Raw genomic sequence first — 19601 nt, 5'->3', positions numbered from 1 at the left:
CTGCAAAGGGCACACGTAGGAGCGACGCAAGTCGCGATGACGGCCTCCGAGCCTTCACCGACGCCTCATCACCGCCCCACCGCCGGATCGCGACTCGCGTCGCTCCTGCAAAGGACACACGTAGCCTCGAACGGCGCAAATGTGCGCAAGGCACTTCCCTTTCGCGCGGGGTCTCACTATAATGCGCGCTCTTTCAGGGCCGATAGCTCAGCTGGGAGAGCGCTGCGTTCGCAATGCAGAGGTCGGGAGTTCGATCCTCCTTCGGTCCACCAAGAATTCCTAGCAAAAACAGCGCATTATGTGCCGTTAAGCATAAAGTGGCCACCAGGTCACTTTATGCTTGATTTCCCGATAGGCCACATTTTGGTTTATTGGGTGCAGCATAGTAGGCTTGCGGGTTTTGCTCTTCGAGCAGGTCGCGAAAGCTCGCGCTGCTCGGAATGTAGGTTGAAAAAAACGGGACCGTTCGGTCCCGTTTTCATTTTCGGCGGTGGTTTGGTGCGGTTCAGGTGCGCCGAGAGCCTATGACCTGGCTGATGTGACGGAAGATGCCGGGCACTGACTGCGCCTCGGTATCGAGTCGATTCCAGATGTCGCGTGCGCTCATCCCCTCGTAACCTGCCGCTAGGCGCTCATCGAGGACGTCGCCAATCTGTGCCTGGAGTCGAGCCTGTCGCTGCTCGCCGATTGAAGCGCGGTGGCGCAGATAGCGGTCGGCGAGCGCTCGGGTTTCGATGTTGGCACGCAAGTACAAATTCTTGCGGTCGACGCCAACGCGTTCACTCGCTTCATGGACCGACACCGCCACCGGCTCCTTGAGCATCGCCTGCAACTTAGCACGGATGCTGTCCCAGTCCAGTTCCCGCGACTTGATGCCTGCACGAGGCGACTCGGGTAGCTCGATGGACATCTGGATCGGCGTGAGCGGCAGTTCCCAGTCGTCGACGTCGCCAGCAAAAAGTTTGTCGAGCCCAATCCCTCCGTGCAGGCCGATGGTGAGCCACGCCTTCAACGTGGGAATCCCACCCTTGTTGAGCCAATGGGAGATGCCACTCTTGGAGAAGCCATAGCGGCTCGCGAATGCACTCGCTCGGCCGTCTGCCATGCGCTTGATCACCGTTTCCAGCAAAGGAACCAATCCCTCGGAAGCCACCTTGGGGGGCGCCTGCAACATCAGGCCCACCTGGCGGGCCGTCCACAAAGCTTCGGGTGTAGCAGGTTCCGTTTCGGCATCGCCGAGAAACCCACCACACGACGTGCAGTAGCCCGGAACAACCACCGCTGACCGATTCCGCACATTGGCGCGATGACAGTGCGGGCACGTCGTGGCCAACTGAACCTTGTGGCGCACGCAGACCGTGACCGGGGCGATATCCCAGGCCAAGCGGAGGTAAGGCTCGCCGCCACTCTCCCTGTCCTCGGCCAGGCAGCACGGGCACCAACGGTCGGATTTCGGTGCGAGTCCGGGAACACCCAGTACTGTGCGCCACGGCGCCAGCGTATGCTGGTCGAGCGAGCCGACTCCCGTGAGTGCTGCCAGCCACGCTGCCCACTGCTCGCTCTCCGGCGACATGCTGGAGAAGCTCCGCTGATGCCAGCCATACTTCTCGCACACGGACTGCTCGAAGTGGGCGAGCACCCAGTCAGCCAGCTTCTGCGCGGTAATACCATGAGAATAGGCGAGACGACAGAAATAGCTCGTCAGGCTCTCGACTTCAGGAGTGCCGCGGCCCATCGGTTCAAGGGCGTGCAGCGTCGAGCGCGGATTGTGCAATGTGCTCATCACGCAACCCTCCGACCGGTCTGGGGCTGTTGCACGGCCAGATTGCGCTTGAGGCCCGGCGCAATGCGTTCCTCGCCCTCCACGATCTCACGCATGATCTGCGTAACCTGAGCTTCGGTGAGGAGCGCCTTACACAACGTGTCCTCCGACCAGTCCTTCTCGGCGACCAGCAGGTTCAGTCGCACAAGCACCGTGCGCAGCGTGCCGACGCACCCCAGGGTGTTCTGGTGGAACACCTCGGCGTAACGCAAGAGGTCGAGCTCCTTCAAGGCTGGCATGCTCTCGCCCAGCTTCTTCAGGCAGCCACGGAACGAGCGGACGTCCTCGGCGACGTCTTCTCGGTAGCGGCCGAAATGGATCACGTGCGTCCGTCGCGCAAGCTGCGCACTCAGTGAGACAAGTTCGAAGAGGTCGTATGAGCCGAGGAGAATCCATTGCACGTGGTACTCGTTCGAGAGTGACTTGAGCGTATTGAACTGTTCGACGAGCCGGCTCGGATGACACTGGCGCATCATGTGCGCCGCCTCATCGACGACAACGAATCGCGTGCCGCGATTGCGCAGGGAACGCTCCACGGCCGTGCGCAAACCCGAGAGGCGGTTGGTTTGCGGACCCACAGGGCGCACAACCTTTCCGCTTTCCGGGTCGATGCCGTAGGCAGTGCGCGGTGCATCCAATTCGCCCTCGAGTGCATCGAGCATTCGCTGGTAAAACAGGCGCCAGGAGAAGTCGCGTTCGCCAGACGCCGGTGCCTCAAGGCGAATCGCCGGCATGTAGCCCGGATCCTGGGACAGCGTCGTTGCTTCGGCCGTGAGTTCGGCTTCGACGAGAAAGTCGCCGAGCGTTGTCTTGCCGACCCCCGTTGGGCCGCACAGTACGATGAGGTTCGCGTTGTCGCCGGCGTCCAGCATTAGCCGGCACTCCTCAATAGTGGCCGCAATGCGGGGATGGCGGATGCGCTGGCCGCTCATCGGTGATGCGCTTGGTGTGAAGCTATTTGGAGTCTGAATGGTCATTTTTTAGGTTCAATCAGAAGGTTTCAAAGTCGGGGGTGTCGGGTTGCACGAACTCGCTCGTTGCCGCCTCGTGCGGCGGGGGCGGTAGCAGCCCAACCGGCAAGGCGGCCGCATTCGGCGCCGCTGAGCTGACCCGAGTGACTCGGTGATCGTCGACAGGCGTCCGAGCAATGGTGCTCGGGGGCAAGATGGCCCCAATGCCGAGCCCCTGGTACAGGTCCCGGTTCTCCTGCTGGCGCTCGAGTGCCAGCTCCATTGCGCCTGTCGGGGTGAAAACACGCATGAACTCGGTGAGCCGCTGCGTTGACAGCTCATCACGGTCGGACAGCCGGAAGTGGCTCTGCATCTCCGTGGTGATGAACTCGCGCTCCTTCTCCGTGAGCTGTCCGAGGGCGGTCAACGCCTTGCAGCGAGCAGGAACCCAGCGCTTGTCGATCTGGACATAGACTGTGGAGCCGTCCCACGGGTCGTAGCGAGTCGGAACCTTCGTGCCGTGTAGCTTGGGATCGCGGAACTCGGGGCACCAGTACAGGTAGTGGTTATGCACCTTCACGCCACGTTGCCTGTCCACCGTGCGCTCACCTCTCCGCCCTACGGTCGGGCAGGTCAGGATGAGAAAGTCCGGCGTCAGCGTAACGAGGCGATGGGCGCGCAGCCCCGATGAATCCACGCTGCGCTGGAATGCCTCGCGCGGGCTCAGTCCGACTGCGGCGTGTTCAGCCGTGTCGTAGTAATTGAAGGCCCAGTACTCGAGGCCGTAGTACAGGTAGGACAGCGACCACTCGGCAAGGCGTGAGGGCAAGAACTTGCCGGTGGTTTTGCGGACTTCTTTCAGGGCTTTGGTGTTGCCCGCGAGGTTGTGAACGTAGTCGGAGTGAACGCGGCCGAAGATGCGCTCCATCACGGTACCGTGTCGCGGGCGACCGGCCGGCCGGTACCGGATGTGGATGTGCATCAGCTCGGCGAAGCGGCTGAAGTCTTCGCTTCGAAAGTCAGCCCCGTTGTCGACGACGATGAACTGTGGCAGCCGCCGATGACGTCGGACGATATCGCGCAACAACATCATGTTCGACCGGTACGAGGGCGGGTCGAACGTCAGGTAGATGCCCAGAATCCGCCGAGTGAACGCGTCAATCGCCAGCGACAACCAAGGGCGGCCGAGAACCTTTCCGGTTCGCTGGGAAACAAGCTCGATGTCGACCTGCGTGTGATCCATGTGCACGTACTGGAAGGCACGCGAACCGTGGATCGGCGTGTCGGCGTACAGAACATTCACGAATTCGCTGTTCTGATACGCCACCCGGTTTCCATGTCGCGCGCGGTCTGCCTGCTGTTGTGACAGGGCCTTGATGCGGTCAATCAAGGTGGGGTACGACGGGGGCCTGATGCCCAAGTTGTTACAGAGCACCGTGAGCACGCGATGGCAGTGCTTGGCGTTGGGGGCGCGGTTGGTCAGGTACTCCTCACGGATGACCTGCTCGAGGGCGTTCTCCTGCTCAGTGTTGAGACGTGGCGTGCGGTTGCCGCGATCCCGTAGCCGCGGGACCAGTGCGACGAGCTGGTCAGTTCCTGCCACTTTGGCAATCGCGAGAGCCTTCAACAGTCGCCGCTGCGTCCGGTTGGGCTTGGTGAGGTTCTCGAGCTCGGTGCGACGTTCCAATGCCATCCGCAGTTCGGCTTCGGTGAAGTCCGACAGCCGGGCGGGTGCAGCACCCTGGACCGAACCCTCGGCCATCACGACATCCCTTTGCAGGGCGAGCAGTTCCAGCGTGTCGAGCGAGATCTCGACCGACTGGTGGTCATCGGATTGCAGAACGACTTTCGACCCGCCGACCATGATGAGTGTGTACGGCTTCTGGTCGTACGTGAGGCGGGTGCCCACTGCAATGTCTAGCGCGCCAGGGAGTGCGAACGGGGGCGGGAGTTGTCGTGCTCGTTCGAAATCGCGGACCGCCGTATCGCGGAATACGCGGCAGCGCGTCGGTTCGGCGAGGGACACATCATCGACTTCAGCGACCACGAGACCATCGGCAATCAGTTTGAAGACGTCGTCTGGGCGACACTCAACGGTTTCGTAGAGCTCCGCTAGGTACAGCGTTGCGTCGCGCTCCAGCGCGTCGCGCACCTTTAGGGCGACTTCGATGGGGCAGGGCGGCGCGGCGGGGTCCAGATAGTCCTCGAGGAGCAGCGTGTTCTCGATGCGACGCTGGGAAATGTCGCGCTCTGTGTGAATGCGATAGCCAATGCCACGGTCGGCCAGCCACTGCTCGACTCCGGGAGCACACCAACGACCGCTGGGGTCGAGCTGATACCGCCAGGGCTGGCGCCGCGCCACGCCTTCAAGCTTTTTCCAGTGCTTCCATTCCTCGAGCCAGATTTCTCGCTCGGTGATGATGAGAAAATCGGGCGTGTGGTCGACTGCATGGATTTCTCCATCGGCGTCCGCCAGCTCGAACTTCAGGCGGCAGGGCTGCGCGAAATACTCAAGTACCTTCGGGTCGTGCTCGAGGCTGACCGCAGCGGGGAACTCAAGGTGGCGGCTTTCCGTTTCCACAGTCCGCTGCATCTTGCGACTCTGATAGGGCGTCAAGACGTTGCCGCCGCCCTTCGACGCAACGGCTCGTACGGGCGCGAACTTGGCGGCATCCAGTACGAGCCGCCGTCCGGCTGGCGGTAGTCCAATGCGGTCGAGCAATCTCTCCCGCTCCGATGTTTCAAGCATGCTTTACCTCCCTTGTTGGCTTGAGTGGAGGTATAGGCAGGCAGGTGGTTGAGGAGTCAAAATTGACTCTTTCAAGAAAAGCCTTGGAACTAAGGAAGATTTGAAGATGGAAAGCGGAACAAAACAGCCAGGGTGGCCGTTGTCCGCAGGGAGGCGATTCGCCAGTGAGTCCGAGGCGACCGGAACGTGGAACGCGGAAGCCAGCGAACTCCTGAAGCTCTCGATGATGCGGCGCGGCTGGGGCTACAGAGAGCTGTCGGAAGCGCTTCGCGCGCAGGGGATCAACAGAAGTGCGGCGGCCATCAACCGGCGCATCAACCGCGCGAACTTCACTGCCGGTTTTCTGTTGGCGTGCTTGCGAGCGCTGGACTACGAGATCGAACTGCGAGAGCGGGAGTCGTGACGCAACTCCGTGATGGCAACTCTGCGGTGTGCGTCCAACAGCCAGGGGTCGCCGATGGCGACCGAAGGCGCCGCGTCCGTGCGCAATGCGCTTGCGTCTGCTTCCTCTGGCCGTTGCGGCGTGAGCCGCATTTACTCGGGGGTGTGTCTTCATATCCAGTCGCCATTTCGTGGTCCGTTCACAAAATGGCGACTTGGAGCTGACAGCCCCGGTTGAGTACCTCCCCCACACACGCATTGCTACCGCGGTAGCTCAGTGGAGCGTAGTTGATCGCTCCCGATTTTTCAAAGGACACCCTCGCGTCGTCGCTAAGCATGGGCACTCTTGACGGGCATCGTGCGTTAGATCGACAGCCTGGTGGGGACCACGTGGAGTGCCTCCGCGCGGAAGGAGGTGATTAGCGGATTAGCGATTAGGGAGGATGCTATAGGGATAAGAACGTAAGAAAAGCGTTCGCTAGCAAAGGCTTCCTCGCTGTCTCGGGCTCCTTAGCGGTGTCTTGAGGGCGGCGTTTTCGTGGGGTGCGGTCTTGACGACTTTGGGCGGCGGTCAAGCACGCTGTGTCTTGACGTAAAGCGCATTGTCATTTTTCAAGCCTTGAAGCCGCCTGAACATCGCGGCCGCCGCTATACCTCCGTGAGGGGCGCAGGGGCGCCCACCGAACGGAGACAAGCGGTTATGAAGAAAAACAGTTTGATGGGCGATGCGCTGATGTCAGCCTCGCTGAAGCCAGTGGAGGGCGCGCATGGCTAGGCGGCGGCCCACTATTGAAGGCGTTCTTGAGCTCAAGGCGCAGGCGGCGGCAGTGCGTCGAACTGCCGGTCTAGCGCTTGATGACACGACGCAAGCGGAGACGCTCGCGGCCTCAAAAACACTGGATTCGGTTGCCAACAGTCAGTTGCGGCAGCTCAACGCACAGCAAGAGCCCGTCCTCGTGCTTCCGAACAATGCTTCTGAGATTGAATTGCTGCGCGCCCGTCAGCATCGTGCTGTTCAGCGCGACAAGGCACTTTACTTGCCGGTTTCGCGGTCAGACACGGTTGCGCTGCCGAACGTCTTGCTGCGCTCTGCGTTGTGGTCGAGCGCCAACGCAGCAGCTCTCTTTGTGACTGACCAGAACGTGCCGACGCAAGGTGACGCATCGATTCGCCTAACGGGCCGCATGATGAGGGGCTACGACAGAAGGGTTCTTGCAGCATGCCTGAGCTGCATGCCGGCCGATCAGCCTCTGTGCGTCGGAACGAGGCCGAACTGGATCTGCGTCAGCGTTTGGCAGTTGTCGCAGAAGCTGCAAGTGGCTTTCGGCCGGAATGTACACGCAGCCGTCCTCGAAAGTCTTGGTCGCCTCGATGATGCGTGGCTGCGCGTGCGCTTGAAGGGCAATGACCTGCCAGCCTGCCGGCTGCTCGAACTCGACGACGATACACGGGCGTTGGTTCTGTCAGACAATCACAGCGCACAGCGTGGCAGTGATCTTGTGACTTTCCGAATCCCTGCTGAGCTTGCGGCACTTTTCGGCCCGGCCAGCTGGAGTGCGGTGAGCGAAGCCGCACTGCACGACCATTCTGGTCTTCCCGCTTGGCTTGCGAGCTACTACAGCACGCATGCCGTTCCATACCCCCTGAGTATCGTAGCGCTTCGCAGCTGGAGTGGTTCGGTATGTGACCTGCGTGAGTTCAGGCGTCGCCTGAAGCGTGCCTTGGCGCAACTACAGCACGACGACGTCCCTGAGGGGTTCCGGGTGGCTGCGTTTGAGCTTACCGACTCGCACGTGACCGTGTACCTTGCACGCTGGCAGCCGCGCGATGTGCGTGACGGCATCGCGCTAAAGGGCTGAGATGCAAGCAACTGCGTCACTGCAACCAACATCGCGCCTGCATTAACTAACTTGATTGACATAAACCCCGCGGATAGCATTGCTGCAATGCATCCGCGGCATGCGCACGACTGGGGTGCGCGACGAGAAGAACAGGAAAAATTGAATGCTGACTGGCGAACTTCGTAGCCAAATCGACGCCGTATGGAACGCCTTCTGGTCGGGCGGGATTTCGAACCCGATGGAGGTGCTGGAGCAGATTACCTACTTGCTGTTCATCCGCCGCCTGGATGACGGGCACACCCTGGAGGAGAGCAAGGCGACTCTCCTCAAGCGGCCGATGACGAACCGCATCTTTCCCGAAGGCACGGACCCCAAGGGGCGGGCCTACGATGACCTGCGCTGGTCGCGGTTCAAGAACTTCGCGCCGGCGGAAATGTTCGAGGTGGTGGGCGAGCACGTCTTCCCCTTCCTGCGTACCCGTGGCGGCGATGGCTCGACCTACAGCCATCACATGAAGGACGCCCGCTTCACCATCCCGACGCCTGGCCTGCTGGCCAAGGTGGTGGACATGCTCGACCACGTGCCGATGGAGGACCGCGACACCAAGGGCGACCTCTACGAGTACATGCTCGGCAAGATTGCCGCAGCCGGTCAGAACGGCCAGTTCCGCACGCCGCGCCACATCATCAAGCTGATGGTGGAGCTCACTGCGCCCGCGCCCAAGGACGTCATCTGCGACCCGGCGAGTGGTACCTGCGGCTTTCTGGTGGCTGCGGGGGAATACCTGCGCGAGAAGCATCCGGCGCTGTTCAACGATGCCCCAGCCCGTGAACACTTCCATCACGGCATGTTCCACGGCTACGACTTCGACAACACCATGCTGCGCATCGGCAGCATGAACATGGCGCTGCACGGCGTCGATAACCCGGACATCCGCTACAAGGATTCGCTCGCGCAGGACCACGCTGGCGATGAGGAGAAGTACTCGCTCATCCTCGCCAATCCGCCGTTCGCGGGCTCGCTGGACTACGAGAACACTGCCAAGGACTTACTGGCGCTGGTCAAGACGAAGAAGACCGAGTTGCTGTTCCTCGCGCTCTTCCTGCGGTTGTTGAAGCCCGGCGGGCGCGCGGCGGTCATCGTGCCGGACGGCGTGCTCTTCGGTTCCAGCAAGGCGCACAAGGAACTGCGCCGGATGATTGTGGAGGAGCAAAAGCTCGATGCGGTCATCTCGCTGCCCTCTGGCTGCTTCAAACCCTACGCCGGTGTGTCGACGGCAATTCTGATTTTTACCAAGACCGACTCTGGCGGTACCGACCAGGTTTGGTTCTACGACATGCTGGCGGACGGCAGGAGTCTGGACGACAAGCGTCAGCCTCTATTGCCCGAGGAGAAGCTCGGCGTGACCCCGCTGCTGCCGCTCTCGGATGCTGAGCACGTCAAGAACAACCTCCCGGATGTGCTGGCACGTTGGCAGCAGCGGGACGGAGCCGAACGGCAGCGCTCGCGCACCGACCAGAGCTTCTGTGTGCCGAAGGCCGACATCGCCGCCCAGGGCTACGACCTCTCCATCAACCGCTACAAGGAAGTGGTGCACGAGGCGGTGGAGCACCTGCCGCCGAGGGAGATTCTCGCCAAGCTGGCCAAGCTGGAGGAGGAAATTCAGGTGGGGATGAAGGCGCTTGAGGAGATGTTGGGGTGATGGTGAATCTTGGGGACGTGGCCTCTATCAACCCTCGGCTGAGCGACCCCCTTCAACAGACAGAGCTTGTTTCCTTTGTGCCGATGGCTTCGTTGTCGGCTGAGGAGGCGCGAGTTGTGTCAACTGAGACAAGGGCTTATTCAGAGGTGTCGAAGGGCTATACGCCTTTTCGAAACGGCGACGTTCTGGTCGCGAAAATCACGCCATGCTTCGAGAACGGGAAGATTGCGCAGGCGCACCTGCCACATCCGAATGGCTTTGGTTCAACGGAGTTTCACGTTATTCGCCCGAAGGAGAGTCTCCTTGATGGGCGATACCTTCATCACCTCCTGAGACAGGCAGATATTCGTGTCGAGGGTGAGCGGCGGATGACTGGTAGTGGCGGGCAGAGACGAGTTCCCGCAACTTTCTTGTCGAGTCTGAGGATTCCCCTCCCCCGTCTGGAAGAGCAGCGCCGCGTTGCCGCCATCCTCGACCAAGCCGATGCGCTGCGCGCCAAGCGGCGGAAAGCGTTGGCGCTGCTGGATGAGCTGCAGCGGGGGATTTTCATCGAGATGTTCGGGGACCCCGTTACGTCGCCCAAGGGGTGTACTGCGGGGACTTTGGGTGACGGTATTGAGGAGATGCAATACGGGCCCCGTTTCCACAACGAGGCATATTCCCCCGAAGGGATTCGCATCGTCAGAATCACGGACCTAGATGCTGCCGGAAGCTTGGATTTCGATTCAATGCCGCGGATGGAAGTCGACGAAGAAACTCGGGACAAGTTTGCTTTGCGTGCGGGAGACGTCGTTTTCGCGCGGACCGGAGCAACGGTCGGCAAGGTTGCTCTAATAAAGGAACGTGACCCTGTGTGCATTGCAGGGGCATACTTCATAAGAATGCGATTTCAGAGTCGCATATTGCCTGAGTACGCATTTTCCGTGCTGCAGAGTGAATCCGTGCAGTCGCTCATCTTTGCTCAGTCCCGTCAGGCAGCACAACAAAATTTCAGCGGGCCGGGGTTGCGTCGATTGCCGATGCCGGTTCCCTCCATTGAACGCCAGCGGCGATTCGCGGAGAGGGTCGAAGCGGTTGGAAGCGAGAAGAGCAAACAGCTGTCGGCCTTGGCTCTTCTCGATGAGCTTTTTTCTTCACTTCAACACCGCGCCTTCCGCGGAGAACTCTGACGATGCAACAGCAAAACATCCCCATCGGCACGCTGGTAGATATGTATAAGCGCGGCGAGCTGCGCCTGCCTGAAATCCAGCGTCACTACGTCTGGCAAGCCACCCGCGTCCGCGACCTGCTGGACTCGCTCTACCGTGGCTACCCCAGCGGCTCCATCCTGATGTGGGAGACCGAAGAGCCGGTGCCGACGCGCGATTTCGCCATCGCGCAGGAAACCAATGCCTTCGCCGGCCGCAAGCTACTGCTCGACGGCCAGCAGCGCCTGACCTCGCTGACTGCCGTGTTGGGCGGCGAGATGGTGTCAGTCCGTGGCCGTAAGCGCCCCATCGACATCCTGTTCAACCTCGAACACCCCGAGGGGCCGCCCACCGACGACACCGAGGTCGAAACCGATGAGCCTTCACCGCTCACCCCGGACGACGAAGTGAGTGACGAGGCGGAGGAGTCCGACGAGGCTGAACAGGGCCTGCAGGAAAAGCTCAACCGCCGCACCTTCGTGGTGGCGAGCAAGAACCTGCTGTCGCAACCCAATTGGGTGTCGGTGAGCCATGTTTTCGGCACGGCGAACGACACCGATATATTGAAGAAAGCGGGTATCAAGGACCTCGACGACCCGCGTTACCAGAAGTATTCCGACCGCCTGAAGAAGCTGCGTGCCATCAAGGACTACCAATACGTGGTCCACGTGCTCGAACGTGCCATGAGCTACGAGGAGGTCACGGAAATCTTCGTGCGGGTGAATTCGCTGGGTGCGAAGCTGCGTTCGTCGGACCTGGCGCTGGCACAGATGACTTCGCGCTGGCCGAATCTGCTGAAGGAGCTCGAGGCTTTCCAGGAGGAGTGCGAGCAGAGCTGGTTCACGATTGAGCTTGGCCATCTTGTGCGGGCCATCGTCGTCTTCGCCACTCAGCAGTGTCTGTTCCGCTCGGTGGCGAGCACGCCGGTGGACAAGCTCAAGGCGGGCTGGGAGCAGGCCAAGGAAGGACTGCGCTACGCCATCAACTTCCTGCGCACCAATGTTGGCATCGAGGATGAATCCTTGCTGTCCTCGCCGATGTTCATCCATACGCTCGCGGCTGTGAGCCGGGTGAAGGACAACAAGCTCACCGCCGACGAGCAGAACAAGCTGCTGCACTGGCTGCTGGTGGCCAACGCGCGTGGTCGGTATTCGCGGGGCTCGACCGAAACCCTGCTGAACGAGGATTTGGCCATTGTTTTCCGCGACCAGGACATTGGGAAGCTGATGGAGCCGGTCAAGCGCCAGTTCGGCCGCTTGCATGTGGAGCCGGGCGACTTGGCGGGCCGCGGGGTGAACAGCCCTCTGTTCTCGCTGGCCTACCTGGCGTTGAAGGCCTCGGGCGCCAAGGACTGGTACAGCGGCCTGGGGTTGTCGCTGACCCATCAGGGCAAGCTCCATTTCATCCAGTGGCACCACATCATCCCGAAGTCGCTGCTCAAGGCGCAGGGCTATGAGACCGGTGAAATCAACGAAATCTCCAACATGGCCTTCATCACCGGCCAGACCAACCGGCGCATCAGCAACAAGGAGGCGACCGATTACCTGGCCAACATCGTAGACAAGCAGGGCGCGCAGGCGCTGACCAGTCAGTGTGTGCCGACCGACCCTGAGCTCTGGGCGACGGCGCGTTATCGAGACTTCCTTCAGCAGCGCCGGGTCGCGCTGGCGGAGCGGATGAACAGCTTTATCCGGGAGAAAGCCAAGCTATGAGGACGGTAACCTCCCTGCGGGTAGTGTGTGTGAGCGAGAACACCTTATGAGTGAACTAACGACCTCTCAGCACCAGCGCCAGAACATCCTCAACAACCGCTATGCCCTGCAAGCTGCGGAGCAGCACTTGGGTTTGGGTGGCGTTGTGTTCAATGCAGAAACGCTCTTCACCAAGCAACAGGTGACGGCGCTGTTTGGCATTAGTGACGCGACTGTGGAGCGGTACATCTCCAGCCATGGTGAGGAGCTGAAGGCCAATGGTTACCGCATTCTGAAGGGGAAAACTCTCAGAGAATTCAAGGTGTTGGTTGATGTTTCCCTCACTGATGAGGGTAACAAGGCGCCCGTGTTGGGGGTGTTCAGCTTCCGTGCGGTGCTGAACCTGGCCATGCTGCTGACTGAGAGCGACCGAGCCAAGGCCATCCGTAACCGGCTTCTTGACATCGTGATGGACGTCTTGGTCGAGCGTACGGGGGGGCATACCAAGTTCATCAATCAGCGTGACGACCAGTACCTGACCGCAGCCTTTCAGGAACAGAGCTACCGGAAGCAGTTCACTGACGCACTTGACTTACATGTGGTGGAAAACAAGTGGAAGTACGCGCGCTTCAGCAACTTAATCTATCAGAGCATATTCAAGGAAAACGCAACCGAGTATCGAAAGGTCTTGAATCTTGCAGAAAAAGAAAGCATCCGCGAAACGATGTACGCAGAAGTCCTCAATCTAATCGCAAGTTATGAGAATGGGTTTGCCCATGAGCTTGCCGAGGCTGCCAAAGGCAAGGGAGGAAAACTCACTCTTCAGGAAGCTGAGGCCTTGTTTATCCGTTTTCAGGGTCATCCGCTATTCCAGCCTTTGATTCATGATGCAAGGGCAAAGATGGCGAGCCGTGACCTTGGATTCAGGGATGCCTTGCATCAAAAGCTGGAGGCCTATATCCAGTCGATACCTGAGGCAGATTTCGACCGCTTCCTGGGCGATACCAGCAAGTCGCTTGAAGAGCGACTCAGCGACCCAGCCACGCTTGCAGTCTTCAAGCGCTTGAAGGACCGCTGAGCATGGATGAACACGAAGGTCTACGGTACCTCTACTTCGATGTTGCCCACGCGATTGATACGCAAAGGTGGATAATTGAAAATTCGGGCGGCCTGCCTGGCGTAAAAAATGTTGCGCAGCTTGAAAGCGTTCTGATTCACATTCAGAACGACCTTTATTATCCTGAAATGGTGGACAAGCTGACTCATCTCGTCTTTTCCATTAATAAGAATCATCCTTTCAACGACGGAAACAAACGCTCCTCAATCGGTCTTGGCGCTTACTTTCTGGAGCTCAACGGCTATGCCTACGTGGTCAGGCGCTTTGTCCTTGAGATGGAAAACATTGCCGTTTATGTCGCCGACAACGTGATTGGCAAAGACCTGCTCCGAGAGTTTATTTCCGCACTGTTGTACGAGGATGATTATCCAGAAAGCCTGAAGCTGGCCCTAATTGAAGCGATTTCGTCGGCTATGCCGAACGCGAGTGCATGATGAGCAACTTCGCCTTCCTCAGTCTGGCTCTATGCCCTTTCCAGTGGAAATTGACTCAACAACAAACATGACGGTAGCGCCCGTATTCGCGGGGGATCGCCGGCACCATGGGGTTCTTCGGTAGATGCTCGAGCTTGGACATGCGCAGGTAGGCGACGGCGATGAAATTGTCGAGGTTGCGGAAGCCTCGGGCGGCGGTCTTCGTCTGCTGAAGCTGCCCGTTCATCGCCTCGACGTAGGCGTTGCTGCGCCCGTCGAGCATGCCGCGGAGCACGCCGCCCAGATGCGCCTTGACCGTGGCGCCGAGCCGCTTGAAGGGTTCCAGGCGAGAGCGTCGGGCCCAACTGATCCACTTCATCAAGGCCCCGCGGGCGACCTCTTCGCAGTTGCTCGCCGCCGCCTCGCGGTAGACGAGCCGCAGGCCCTGCTTCATCCGCCACGCCCGCGCACTCTTGAGGCCCGAGCGCTGCAGCCAGTTCATCGCGTCGCACTGTGCCGGCGTCCATTGCGGCGGGTTCTTGCGCATCGCCCACAACAGCTGGCGCAGCGTCTTCTTGTTTCCCGTACCGGCCGCCGCGCGGACCGCGGCTGCGGCGCTGCGCATCTCCTCGCGGCGAACCTCGTCCATCGCCGTATTGGCCAGGGCCACGACGTGGAAACGGTCGTAGCTGACCTGCGCCGTGGGCAGCGCCTGGGCAATCCCCTTGGCGTAGGCCGCGCTCATGTCGATGCAGGCGTGCTCGATCCGCTCCGGCTCGCCACCGTGCGCGCGCAGGTCCTGGGCAAAGGCCTGCAGGGTCGCGTGGTCTCGCCCGGGCGTGGCGAACAGCAGGCGCTTGGCCTCCAGGTCATGCACCACGGTGATGTACGCGTGCCCGCGCTTGACGCTGGTCTCGTCGATGCCGACGTAGCGCACGCCCGACATGTCATCCCGAGCGCGTGCACCGTGAACGTAATGGCGGATCCGCCCCCACAGCCGCTTGGGCGCGACGCGCATCTGGGCGGCGGCCTGGCGCACGGGCAACTCGCTGCACAGGGACAGGCCCAGCGCCTCGAACAGCAGCGTGAAACCGCTGCCCTCGCGAGCCCACGGCACCGGCAGCTGCGTGGTCTTGCCGCAGCCCGAGCACTGCACGCGCGGGATGTCGGCATGGAGCCACGCCTCGAACTGAAAGAAGTCCAGGTGACGCCAGCTGCGCCGCACTCGATCGTGGACCGGCTGATGCGCCGCCCCACAGGCCGGACAGGGCACGCGCTTGCCGGCGTGCTCGACTTCGAAGTCGATCCGCCGCTTCGCGGTGTCGAGGTCCACCTTGGCGACGTACCAGGGCGGCTGCAGGCCGAGCGCGGTGGTGAAGAGGGCTTCGATCGGAGAGCTCATGGTCTGTGCGGGTGCGGGTGCGGGTGCGGGTGCGGGTGCGGTCAAGATCGGGGCGTTGTACCACCGATCACACGGTTTGTTGTTGAGTCAATTTCCACTGGAAAGGGCATAGAGCCCTCAGTCTTCCCGAGTGGGCCTTTCTCTTCGAGTCGGCGTCGAAGGCGGAGGAGTTGGCGAATACGGATGCCCGAGCATCCTGCTTCTATGCGCGCCGCACGCTGGAACTGGGTGTCGCCTGGCTCTACAAGCACGACAAGTCGCTGAAGCTGCCCTATCAAGACAATCTCAGCGCGCTGATACACGAGCCGACCTTCCGCCAGACGGTCGGCGATGCGCTCTTCACCAAAGCCCGGCTCATCAAGGACCTGGGCAACATGGCGGTCCACAGCGCCAAGAAGATGGCGCCTGCCGACGCGGTGAATACCACCCGCGAGCTTTTCCACTTTTGCTACTGGCTTGCGCGCACCTACGGGCGCGTCGCCCGTCCGAACCCAAGTCAGCGGTTCGACATCAAGCTGCTGCCAACCGCGTCCGCACTGCCGGCGCAAACCGTCGAGCAACTGCAAAAGCTTGAGGTCGAGCTACGGGCTAAGGACGAGAAGCTGTTTTCCCTGCTGTCCGAAAGGGCGGCACTGGATGAGGAACTGCGTCGCCTGCGCGAAGAGTTCGCCGCGATACGGCAGGCCAACACGGCCCAGCCTGATACGCACGACTATTCCGAAGCCGAGACCCGCAAGCTCTTCATCGACACGCTACTGAAGGAAGCCGGTTGGCATCTCGACCCGGCCAAGAACTTCGAAGTCGAAGTCACCGGGATGCCCAATGCCGAAAACAAGGGCTACGTCGATTACGTGCTGTGGGGCGACGACGGCAAGCCGCTCGGTTTGATTGAGGCGAAACGCACCACCAAGAACCCCACGGTCGGGCAGCAGCAGGCCAAGCTCTACGCGGACTGCCTGGAGGCGCAATACGGTCAGCGCCCGGTCATCTTCTACTCGAACGGCTACGAGCACTGGATATGGGACGACAGGTCCTATCCGCCGCGCGCGGTGCAGGGGTTCTACAAGAAGGCTGAGCTCGAGCTCCTCATCCAGCGGCGCAACAGCCGCAAGAAGCTGTCAGAAGCCGTCATCAACAGCGCCATCATCGAGCGCTACTACCAGACGCGGGCGGTGCGCCGTGTCGGGGAAAGCTTCGAGACCGACAAGCTGAGGAAGTCGCTGCTGGTGATGGCGACCGGTGCCGGCAAGACCCGGACAGTGATTGCACTGGCCGACATCCTGATGCGGTGCAACTGGGCCAAGCGCGTGCTGTTCCTCGCCGACCGGGTGGCGCTCGTCAATCAGGCGGTGAATGCCTTCAAGGCGCATCTGCCGGATTCGGCGCCAGTGAACCTGGTGACCGACAAGGCCACCGAAGGGCGGGTGTATGTGTCGACCTACCCGACGATGATGGGCCTGATTGACGAGGCCTCGAATGGGGAAAACGCAGGCCAGCGCCGCTTTGGCGTCGGTCACTTCGACCTCATCATCATCGACGAGGCGCATCGCTCCGTCTACCAGAAGTACCGCGCCATCTTCGACTACTTCGACTCGCTGCTGGTGGGGCTTACCGCCACGCCCAAGGACGAAATCGACCACAACACCTACGGTCTGTTCGACCTCGAAACCGGCGTGCCGACCGACGCTTACGGCCTCGACGAAGCCGTGGCCGACAAGCACCTGGTGCCGCCGGTCCCCATCTCGGTGCCGCTCAAATTCCAGCGCGAAGGCATCAAGTACGAGGACCTTTCCGAGGAGGAGAAGGAAGTCTGGGACGCTCTCGAGTGGAGCCACGACGGGACGGTGCCGGACGAGGTGAATGCCGAGGCCGTGAACAAGTGGCTGTTCAATACGGACACCGTCGACAAGGTGCTCGAGACCCTGATGACCCAGGGGCAGAAGGTGGCCGGAGGCGACCGGCTGGGCAAGACCATCATTTTTGCCAAGAACAACGACCACGCTGACTTCATCGCCCAGCGCTTCAATGCCAACTACCCGCACTACAAGGGCCACTTCGCACGGGTGGTGACCTACAAGACCGAATACGCCCAGAGCCTCATCGACGACTTTTCGGCCAAGGACAAGATGCCGCATATCGCCATCTCGGTCGACATGCTCGACACCGGCATCGACGTACCCGAGGTGGTTAATCTGGTCTTCTTCAAGATTGTTCGCTCGAAGACGAAGTTCTGGCAGATGGTCGGGCGTGGCACCCGCCTGTGCAAGGACCTGTTCGGCCCGGGCGAGGACAAGCAGAGCTTCTACATTTTCGACTTCTGCCAGAACCTGGAATTCTTCAGCCAGAACCCGAACTTCGTCGAGAGTTCGGCCGCCGAGCCCCTTAGCAAGCGGCTCTTCGGAGCACGGCTGCAACTCATCTCCAGCCTGGATGCCAAGTTGACCCGGGGGCTAACCGCCAGCGACCAGGTCGCCGCGCCGTACGGTGGGCACCTGACAGAAGCGCAACTGCGGGCCGAGACGGCCGCGATGCTGCATGAGAACGTGGCTGCGATGAACCAGGACAACTTCGTCGTCCGACCGCACCGCCAGTACGTCGAGAAATACGCCAAATCCGAAGCGTGGCAGGTGCTGGGGCCAGATGACTTTGATGTGCTGACCAATCGAGTCGCGGGCCTTCCGACCGAGCTCGTCGATGAAGACGAGGAGGCGAAGCGCTTCGATATGCTGGTGCTGCGCACCCAACTCTCGGTGCTGCAGGCATTGGCCGCCTTCACCGGTCTGAAGGAGAAGATTCAAGCCCTGGCCAGTGCCCTGGAAGAGCAGTCAGCGATTCCGGCTATCAACGCGGAGATGGTGCTCATTCAGGCGGTCGCCAGTGAAGACTGGTGGGAAGGTGTGACCGTACCGATGCTCGAAACGGTTCGCCGCCGGCTACGCGCCTTGGTCAAGCTCATCCCCAAGGGGGAGAAGAAGGTCGTCTATACGGATTTCGAGGACGAGATTGGGGACCTTTCCACCATCGACCTCCCGCAAGTGACGGCTGGCCTGAACATGGCGAAGTTCAAGGACAAGGCACGCGCCTTCCTGCGGGCTCACGAGTCACACCTGGCGCTGCAGCGGCTGCGTCGCAATCAGCCTCTCACCCCGACTGACCTTGTTGAGCTGGAAAAGATGCTGCTGGAGGCTGGCGGGTCGCCAGAGCTCATCAGCGAAGCGAGGGAGAAAAGCCACGGCCTCGGCATCTTCATCCGCTCACTGGTGGGGCTCGACCGGGAGACAGCGATCCAGGCCTTCAGCGACTTCATCGGTGGCACTACGGCGACGCCGAACCAAATTGAGTTCATCAATCTCGTGGTCGAGGAGCTGACGCAGAACGGGGTGATGGAGCCGGGGCGGTTGTTCGAGTCGCCGTATACAGACATCAATGCGCAGGGGCCGTTGGGGGTGTTCCCGCCGGCAACGGTCACGCAGATTGTGCAGGTGCTGGAGGGGATTCGGGAACGAGCCGTGGCCTAACCAGAGAGCTCAGTACCCACTGGACATTTGCGCTGATAAATGCTATCGTGCTATAACTTCCTAAGGGGAAGAACGGAGCCCCTAGAAAGGGTGAAAGCCCTTCGATGGCTGTGGCATTTATCCACAGTGCCACAGAAGAGGTTGGATAATTATTTTTGCGAGGTTGGTTCCGTGGAGAGCCCGAGCGAAAGCTCGGGCTTTTTGTTACGTGAGTCCCCGACATGAACCTAGAGCAGCGCATAAAGAGCAGTATCGAATCAGAGGCGCTAAAATTAATAAAGCGCTATCAAGATTACCACAATAACCTTCATCTTGAGTTCGTTAGAAGAAAAGAGAGAATAGCCGACGTTCCCGAGAAGGTTGTCAAGAAGCCTGAGTGTTGGGAAAACAATCCGCTTCATAATCCATTTTACGTGCGGAGAAGGGCTGCAAGCATCGCTAAGTCTATCGCAAGGAAGATATTTAATGGGGACTATGTGCCCAATGAGCCATTTATAGAAAAGATTCCGAAGAAAGGCGGCGGGGTTCGAAAGATTTCCATCTATCAGATTCCCGATGCTGCAGTTTCACGTCTATTCTATACTCACCTTTTATCTAAGAATAAGCATCGATTTAGCTCGTTCTCTTATGCGTATAGAAATGACAGGAATGTTCATTTTGCGATTCAGGACATTGCAATAGACCTTCAGGATTCATCGAGAACTTTCGTTGCAGAGTTTGATTTTTCGGATTTCTTTGGGTCTATCTCGCATTCATATCTCGAGGTGTTGACGCGCACTGAAAACTACCCAGATTTCGCGGGGTCTGCGCGCTGAAAAGTACCCAGGT

The 19601-nt window shown here is 60.3% G+C and carries 13 protein-coding genes and 1 tRNA gene; 10 read left to right on the top strand and 4 right to left on the bottom strand.

Annotated features, from left to right (window positions below):
- Positions 1 to 196 precede the first annotated feature (196 nt).
- Positions 197 to 272, top strand: a tRNA-Ala gene (locus TMZ1T_RS15305).
- Between the two features lie 233 nt (positions 273 to 505).
- On the opposite strand, the gene TMZ1T_RS15300 is transcribed toward TMZ1T_RS15305, so the two are convergent.
- The 3 genes from TMZ1T_RS15300 to TMZ1T_RS15290 are packed head-to-tail and all read right to left on the bottom strand — an operon-like array spanning position 506 to position 5521.
- Entirely contained in the window at positions 506 to 1783 is a 1278-nt protein-coding gene (locus TMZ1T_RS15300) for a TniQ family protein (protein ID WP_012585856.1), read from the bottom strand.
- Entirely contained in the window at positions 1783 to 2799 is a 1017-nt protein-coding gene (locus TMZ1T_RS15295; RefSeq protein ID WP_012585855.1) for an ATP-binding protein, read from the bottom strand. Before TMZ1T_RS15295 ends, TMZ1T_RS15300 begins: the two co-directional genes overlap by 1 nt.
- 13 nt (positions 2800 to 2812) lie before the next feature.
- The gene (locus TMZ1T_RS15290; RefSeq protein ID WP_012585854.1) at positions 2813 to 5521 is read right to left on the bottom strand and encodes a Mu transposase C-terminal domain-containing protein; all 2709 of its coding nucleotides are present in this window, start codon (positions 5519 to 5521) and stop codon (positions 2813 to 2815) included.
- Positions 5522 to 5627: 106 nt separating this feature from the next.
- On the opposite strand from TMZ1T_RS15290, the gene TMZ1T_RS15285 reads away from it, so the two are divergent.
- From TMZ1T_RS15285 to TMZ1T_RS15255, 7 genes are all read left to right on the top strand, one after another.
- Positions 5628 to 5924, top strand: coding sequence for a DUF6471 domain-containing protein (locus tag TMZ1T_RS15285; protein ID WP_012585853.1), 297 nt, complete (start codon positions 5628 to 5630; stop codon positions 5922 to 5924).
- 745 nt (positions 5925 to 6669) lie between these two features.
- On the top strand, positions 6670 to 7761 hold the full coding sequence (locus tag TMZ1T_RS15280; RefSeq protein WP_012585852.1) for a hypothetical protein: 1092 nt from the start codon (positions 6670 to 6672) through the stop codon (positions 7759 to 7761).
- A gap of 145 nt (positions 7762 to 7906) precedes the next feature.
- Entirely contained in the window at positions 7907 to 9445 is a 1539-nt protein-coding gene (locus TMZ1T_RS15275; RefSeq protein WP_012585851.1) for a type I restriction-modification system subunit M, read from the top strand.
- A complete protein-coding gene (locus TMZ1T_RS20655; protein WP_083768706.1) occupies positions 9445 to 10614 on the top strand; it encodes a restriction endonuclease subunit S in 1170 nt (389 codons plus the stop codon). The genes TMZ1T_RS15275 and TMZ1T_RS20655 overlap by 1 nt, the downstream gene beginning before the upstream one ends.
- 2 nt (positions 10615 to 10616) lie before the next feature.
- Positions 10617 to 12344 carry a DUF262 domain-containing protein gene (locus TMZ1T_RS15265; RefSeq protein ID WP_012585849.1) on the top strand — a complete coding sequence of 576 codons (1728 nt, stop codon included), beginning with the start codon at positions 10617 to 10619 and terminating at the stop codon, positions 12342 to 12344.
- A 46-nt stretch (positions 12345 to 12390) separates the two neighbouring features.
- On the top strand, positions 12391 to 13401 hold the full coding sequence (locus TMZ1T_RS15260; protein ID WP_012585848.1) for a hypothetical protein: 1011 nt from the start codon (positions 12391 to 12393) through the stop codon (positions 13399 to 13401).
- 2 nt (positions 13402 to 13403) lie between these two features.
- Positions 13404 to 13874, top strand: coding sequence for a type II toxin-antitoxin system death-on-curing family toxin (locus tag TMZ1T_RS15255; protein WP_012585847.1), 471 nt, complete (start codon positions 13404 to 13406; stop codon positions 13872 to 13874).
- 55 nt (positions 13875 to 13929) lie between these two features.
- On the opposite strand, the gene TMZ1T_RS15250 is transcribed toward TMZ1T_RS15255, so the two are convergent.
- Positions 13930 to 15255, bottom strand: coding sequence for an ISL3 family transposase (locus TMZ1T_RS15250; RefSeq protein WP_004265459.1), 1326 nt, complete (start codon positions 15253 to 15255; stop codon positions 13930 to 13932).
- Between the two features lie 170 nt (positions 15256 to 15425).
- On the opposite strand from TMZ1T_RS15250, the gene TMZ1T_RS15245 reads away from it, so the two are divergent.
- Positions 15426 to 18773, top strand: coding sequence for a DEAD/DEAH box helicase family protein (locus TMZ1T_RS15245; protein ID WP_012585846.1), 3348 nt, complete (start codon positions 15426 to 15428; stop codon positions 18771 to 18773).
- A 221-nt stretch (positions 18774 to 18994) separates the two neighbouring features.
- Entirely contained in the window at positions 18995 to 19588 is a 594-nt protein-coding gene (locus TMZ1T_RS20650) for a reverse transcriptase domain-containing protein (RefSeq protein ID WP_083768705.1), read from the top strand.
- Positions 19589 to 19601 lie beyond the last annotated feature (13 nt).

Source organism: Thauera aminoaromatica, from assembly GCF_000021765.1.
Lineage (GTDB): Bacteria > Pseudomonadota > Gammaproteobacteria > Burkholderiales > Rhodocyclaceae > Thauera > Thauera aminoaromatica.
Note: the sequence above shows the minus strand (reverse complement) of the source record. Positions and strands in the feature narration are given on the sequence as shown.

Bases quoted from the DNA above. Each gene is read 5' to 3' on its own strand.
- TMZ1T_RS15300 (WP_012585856.1), bottom strand. From the start codon at position 1,783: ATGAGCACATTGCACAATCCGCGCTCGACGCTGCACGCCCTTGAACCG.
- TMZ1T_RS15295 (WP_012585855.1), bottom strand. From the start codon at position 2,799: ATGACCATTCAGACTCCAAATAGCTTCACACCAAGCGCATCACCGATG.
- TMZ1T_RS15290 (WP_012585854.1), bottom strand. From the start codon at position 5,521: ATGCTTGAAACATCGGAGCGGGAGAGATTGCTCGACCGCATTGGACTA.
- TMZ1T_RS15285 (WP_012585853.1), top strand. From the start codon at position 5,628: ATGGAAAGCGGAACAAAACAGCCAGGGTGGCCGTTGTCCGCAGGGAGG.
- TMZ1T_RS15280 (WP_012585852.1), top strand. From the start codon at position 6,670: ATGGCTAGGCGGCGGCCCACTATTGAAGGCGTTCTTGAGCTCAAGGCG.
- TMZ1T_RS15275 (WP_012585851.1), top strand. From the start codon at position 7,907: ATGCTGACTGGCGAACTTCGTAGCCAAATCGACGCCGTATGGAACGCC.
- TMZ1T_RS20655 (WP_083768706.1), top strand. From the start codon at position 9,445: ATGGTGAATCTTGGGGACGTGGCCTCTATCAACCCTCGGCTGAGCGAC.
- TMZ1T_RS15265 (WP_012585849.1), top strand. From the start codon at position 10,617: ATGCAACAGCAAAACATCCCCATCGGCACGCTGGTAGATATGTATAAG.
- TMZ1T_RS15260 (WP_012585848.1), top strand. From the start codon at position 12,391: ATGAGTGAACTAACGACCTCTCAGCACCAGCGCCAGAACATCCTCAAC.
- TMZ1T_RS15255 (WP_012585847.1), top strand. From the start codon at position 13,404: ATGGATGAACACGAAGGTCTACGGTACCTCTACTTCGATGTTGCCCAC.
- TMZ1T_RS15250 (WP_004265459.1), bottom strand. From the start codon at position 15,255: ATGAGCTCTCCGATCGAAGCCCTCTTCACCACCGCGCTCGGCCTGCAG.
- TMZ1T_RS20650 (WP_083768705.1), top strand. From the start codon at position 18,995: ATGAACCTAGAGCAGCGCATAAAGAGCAGTATCGAATCAGAGGCGCTA.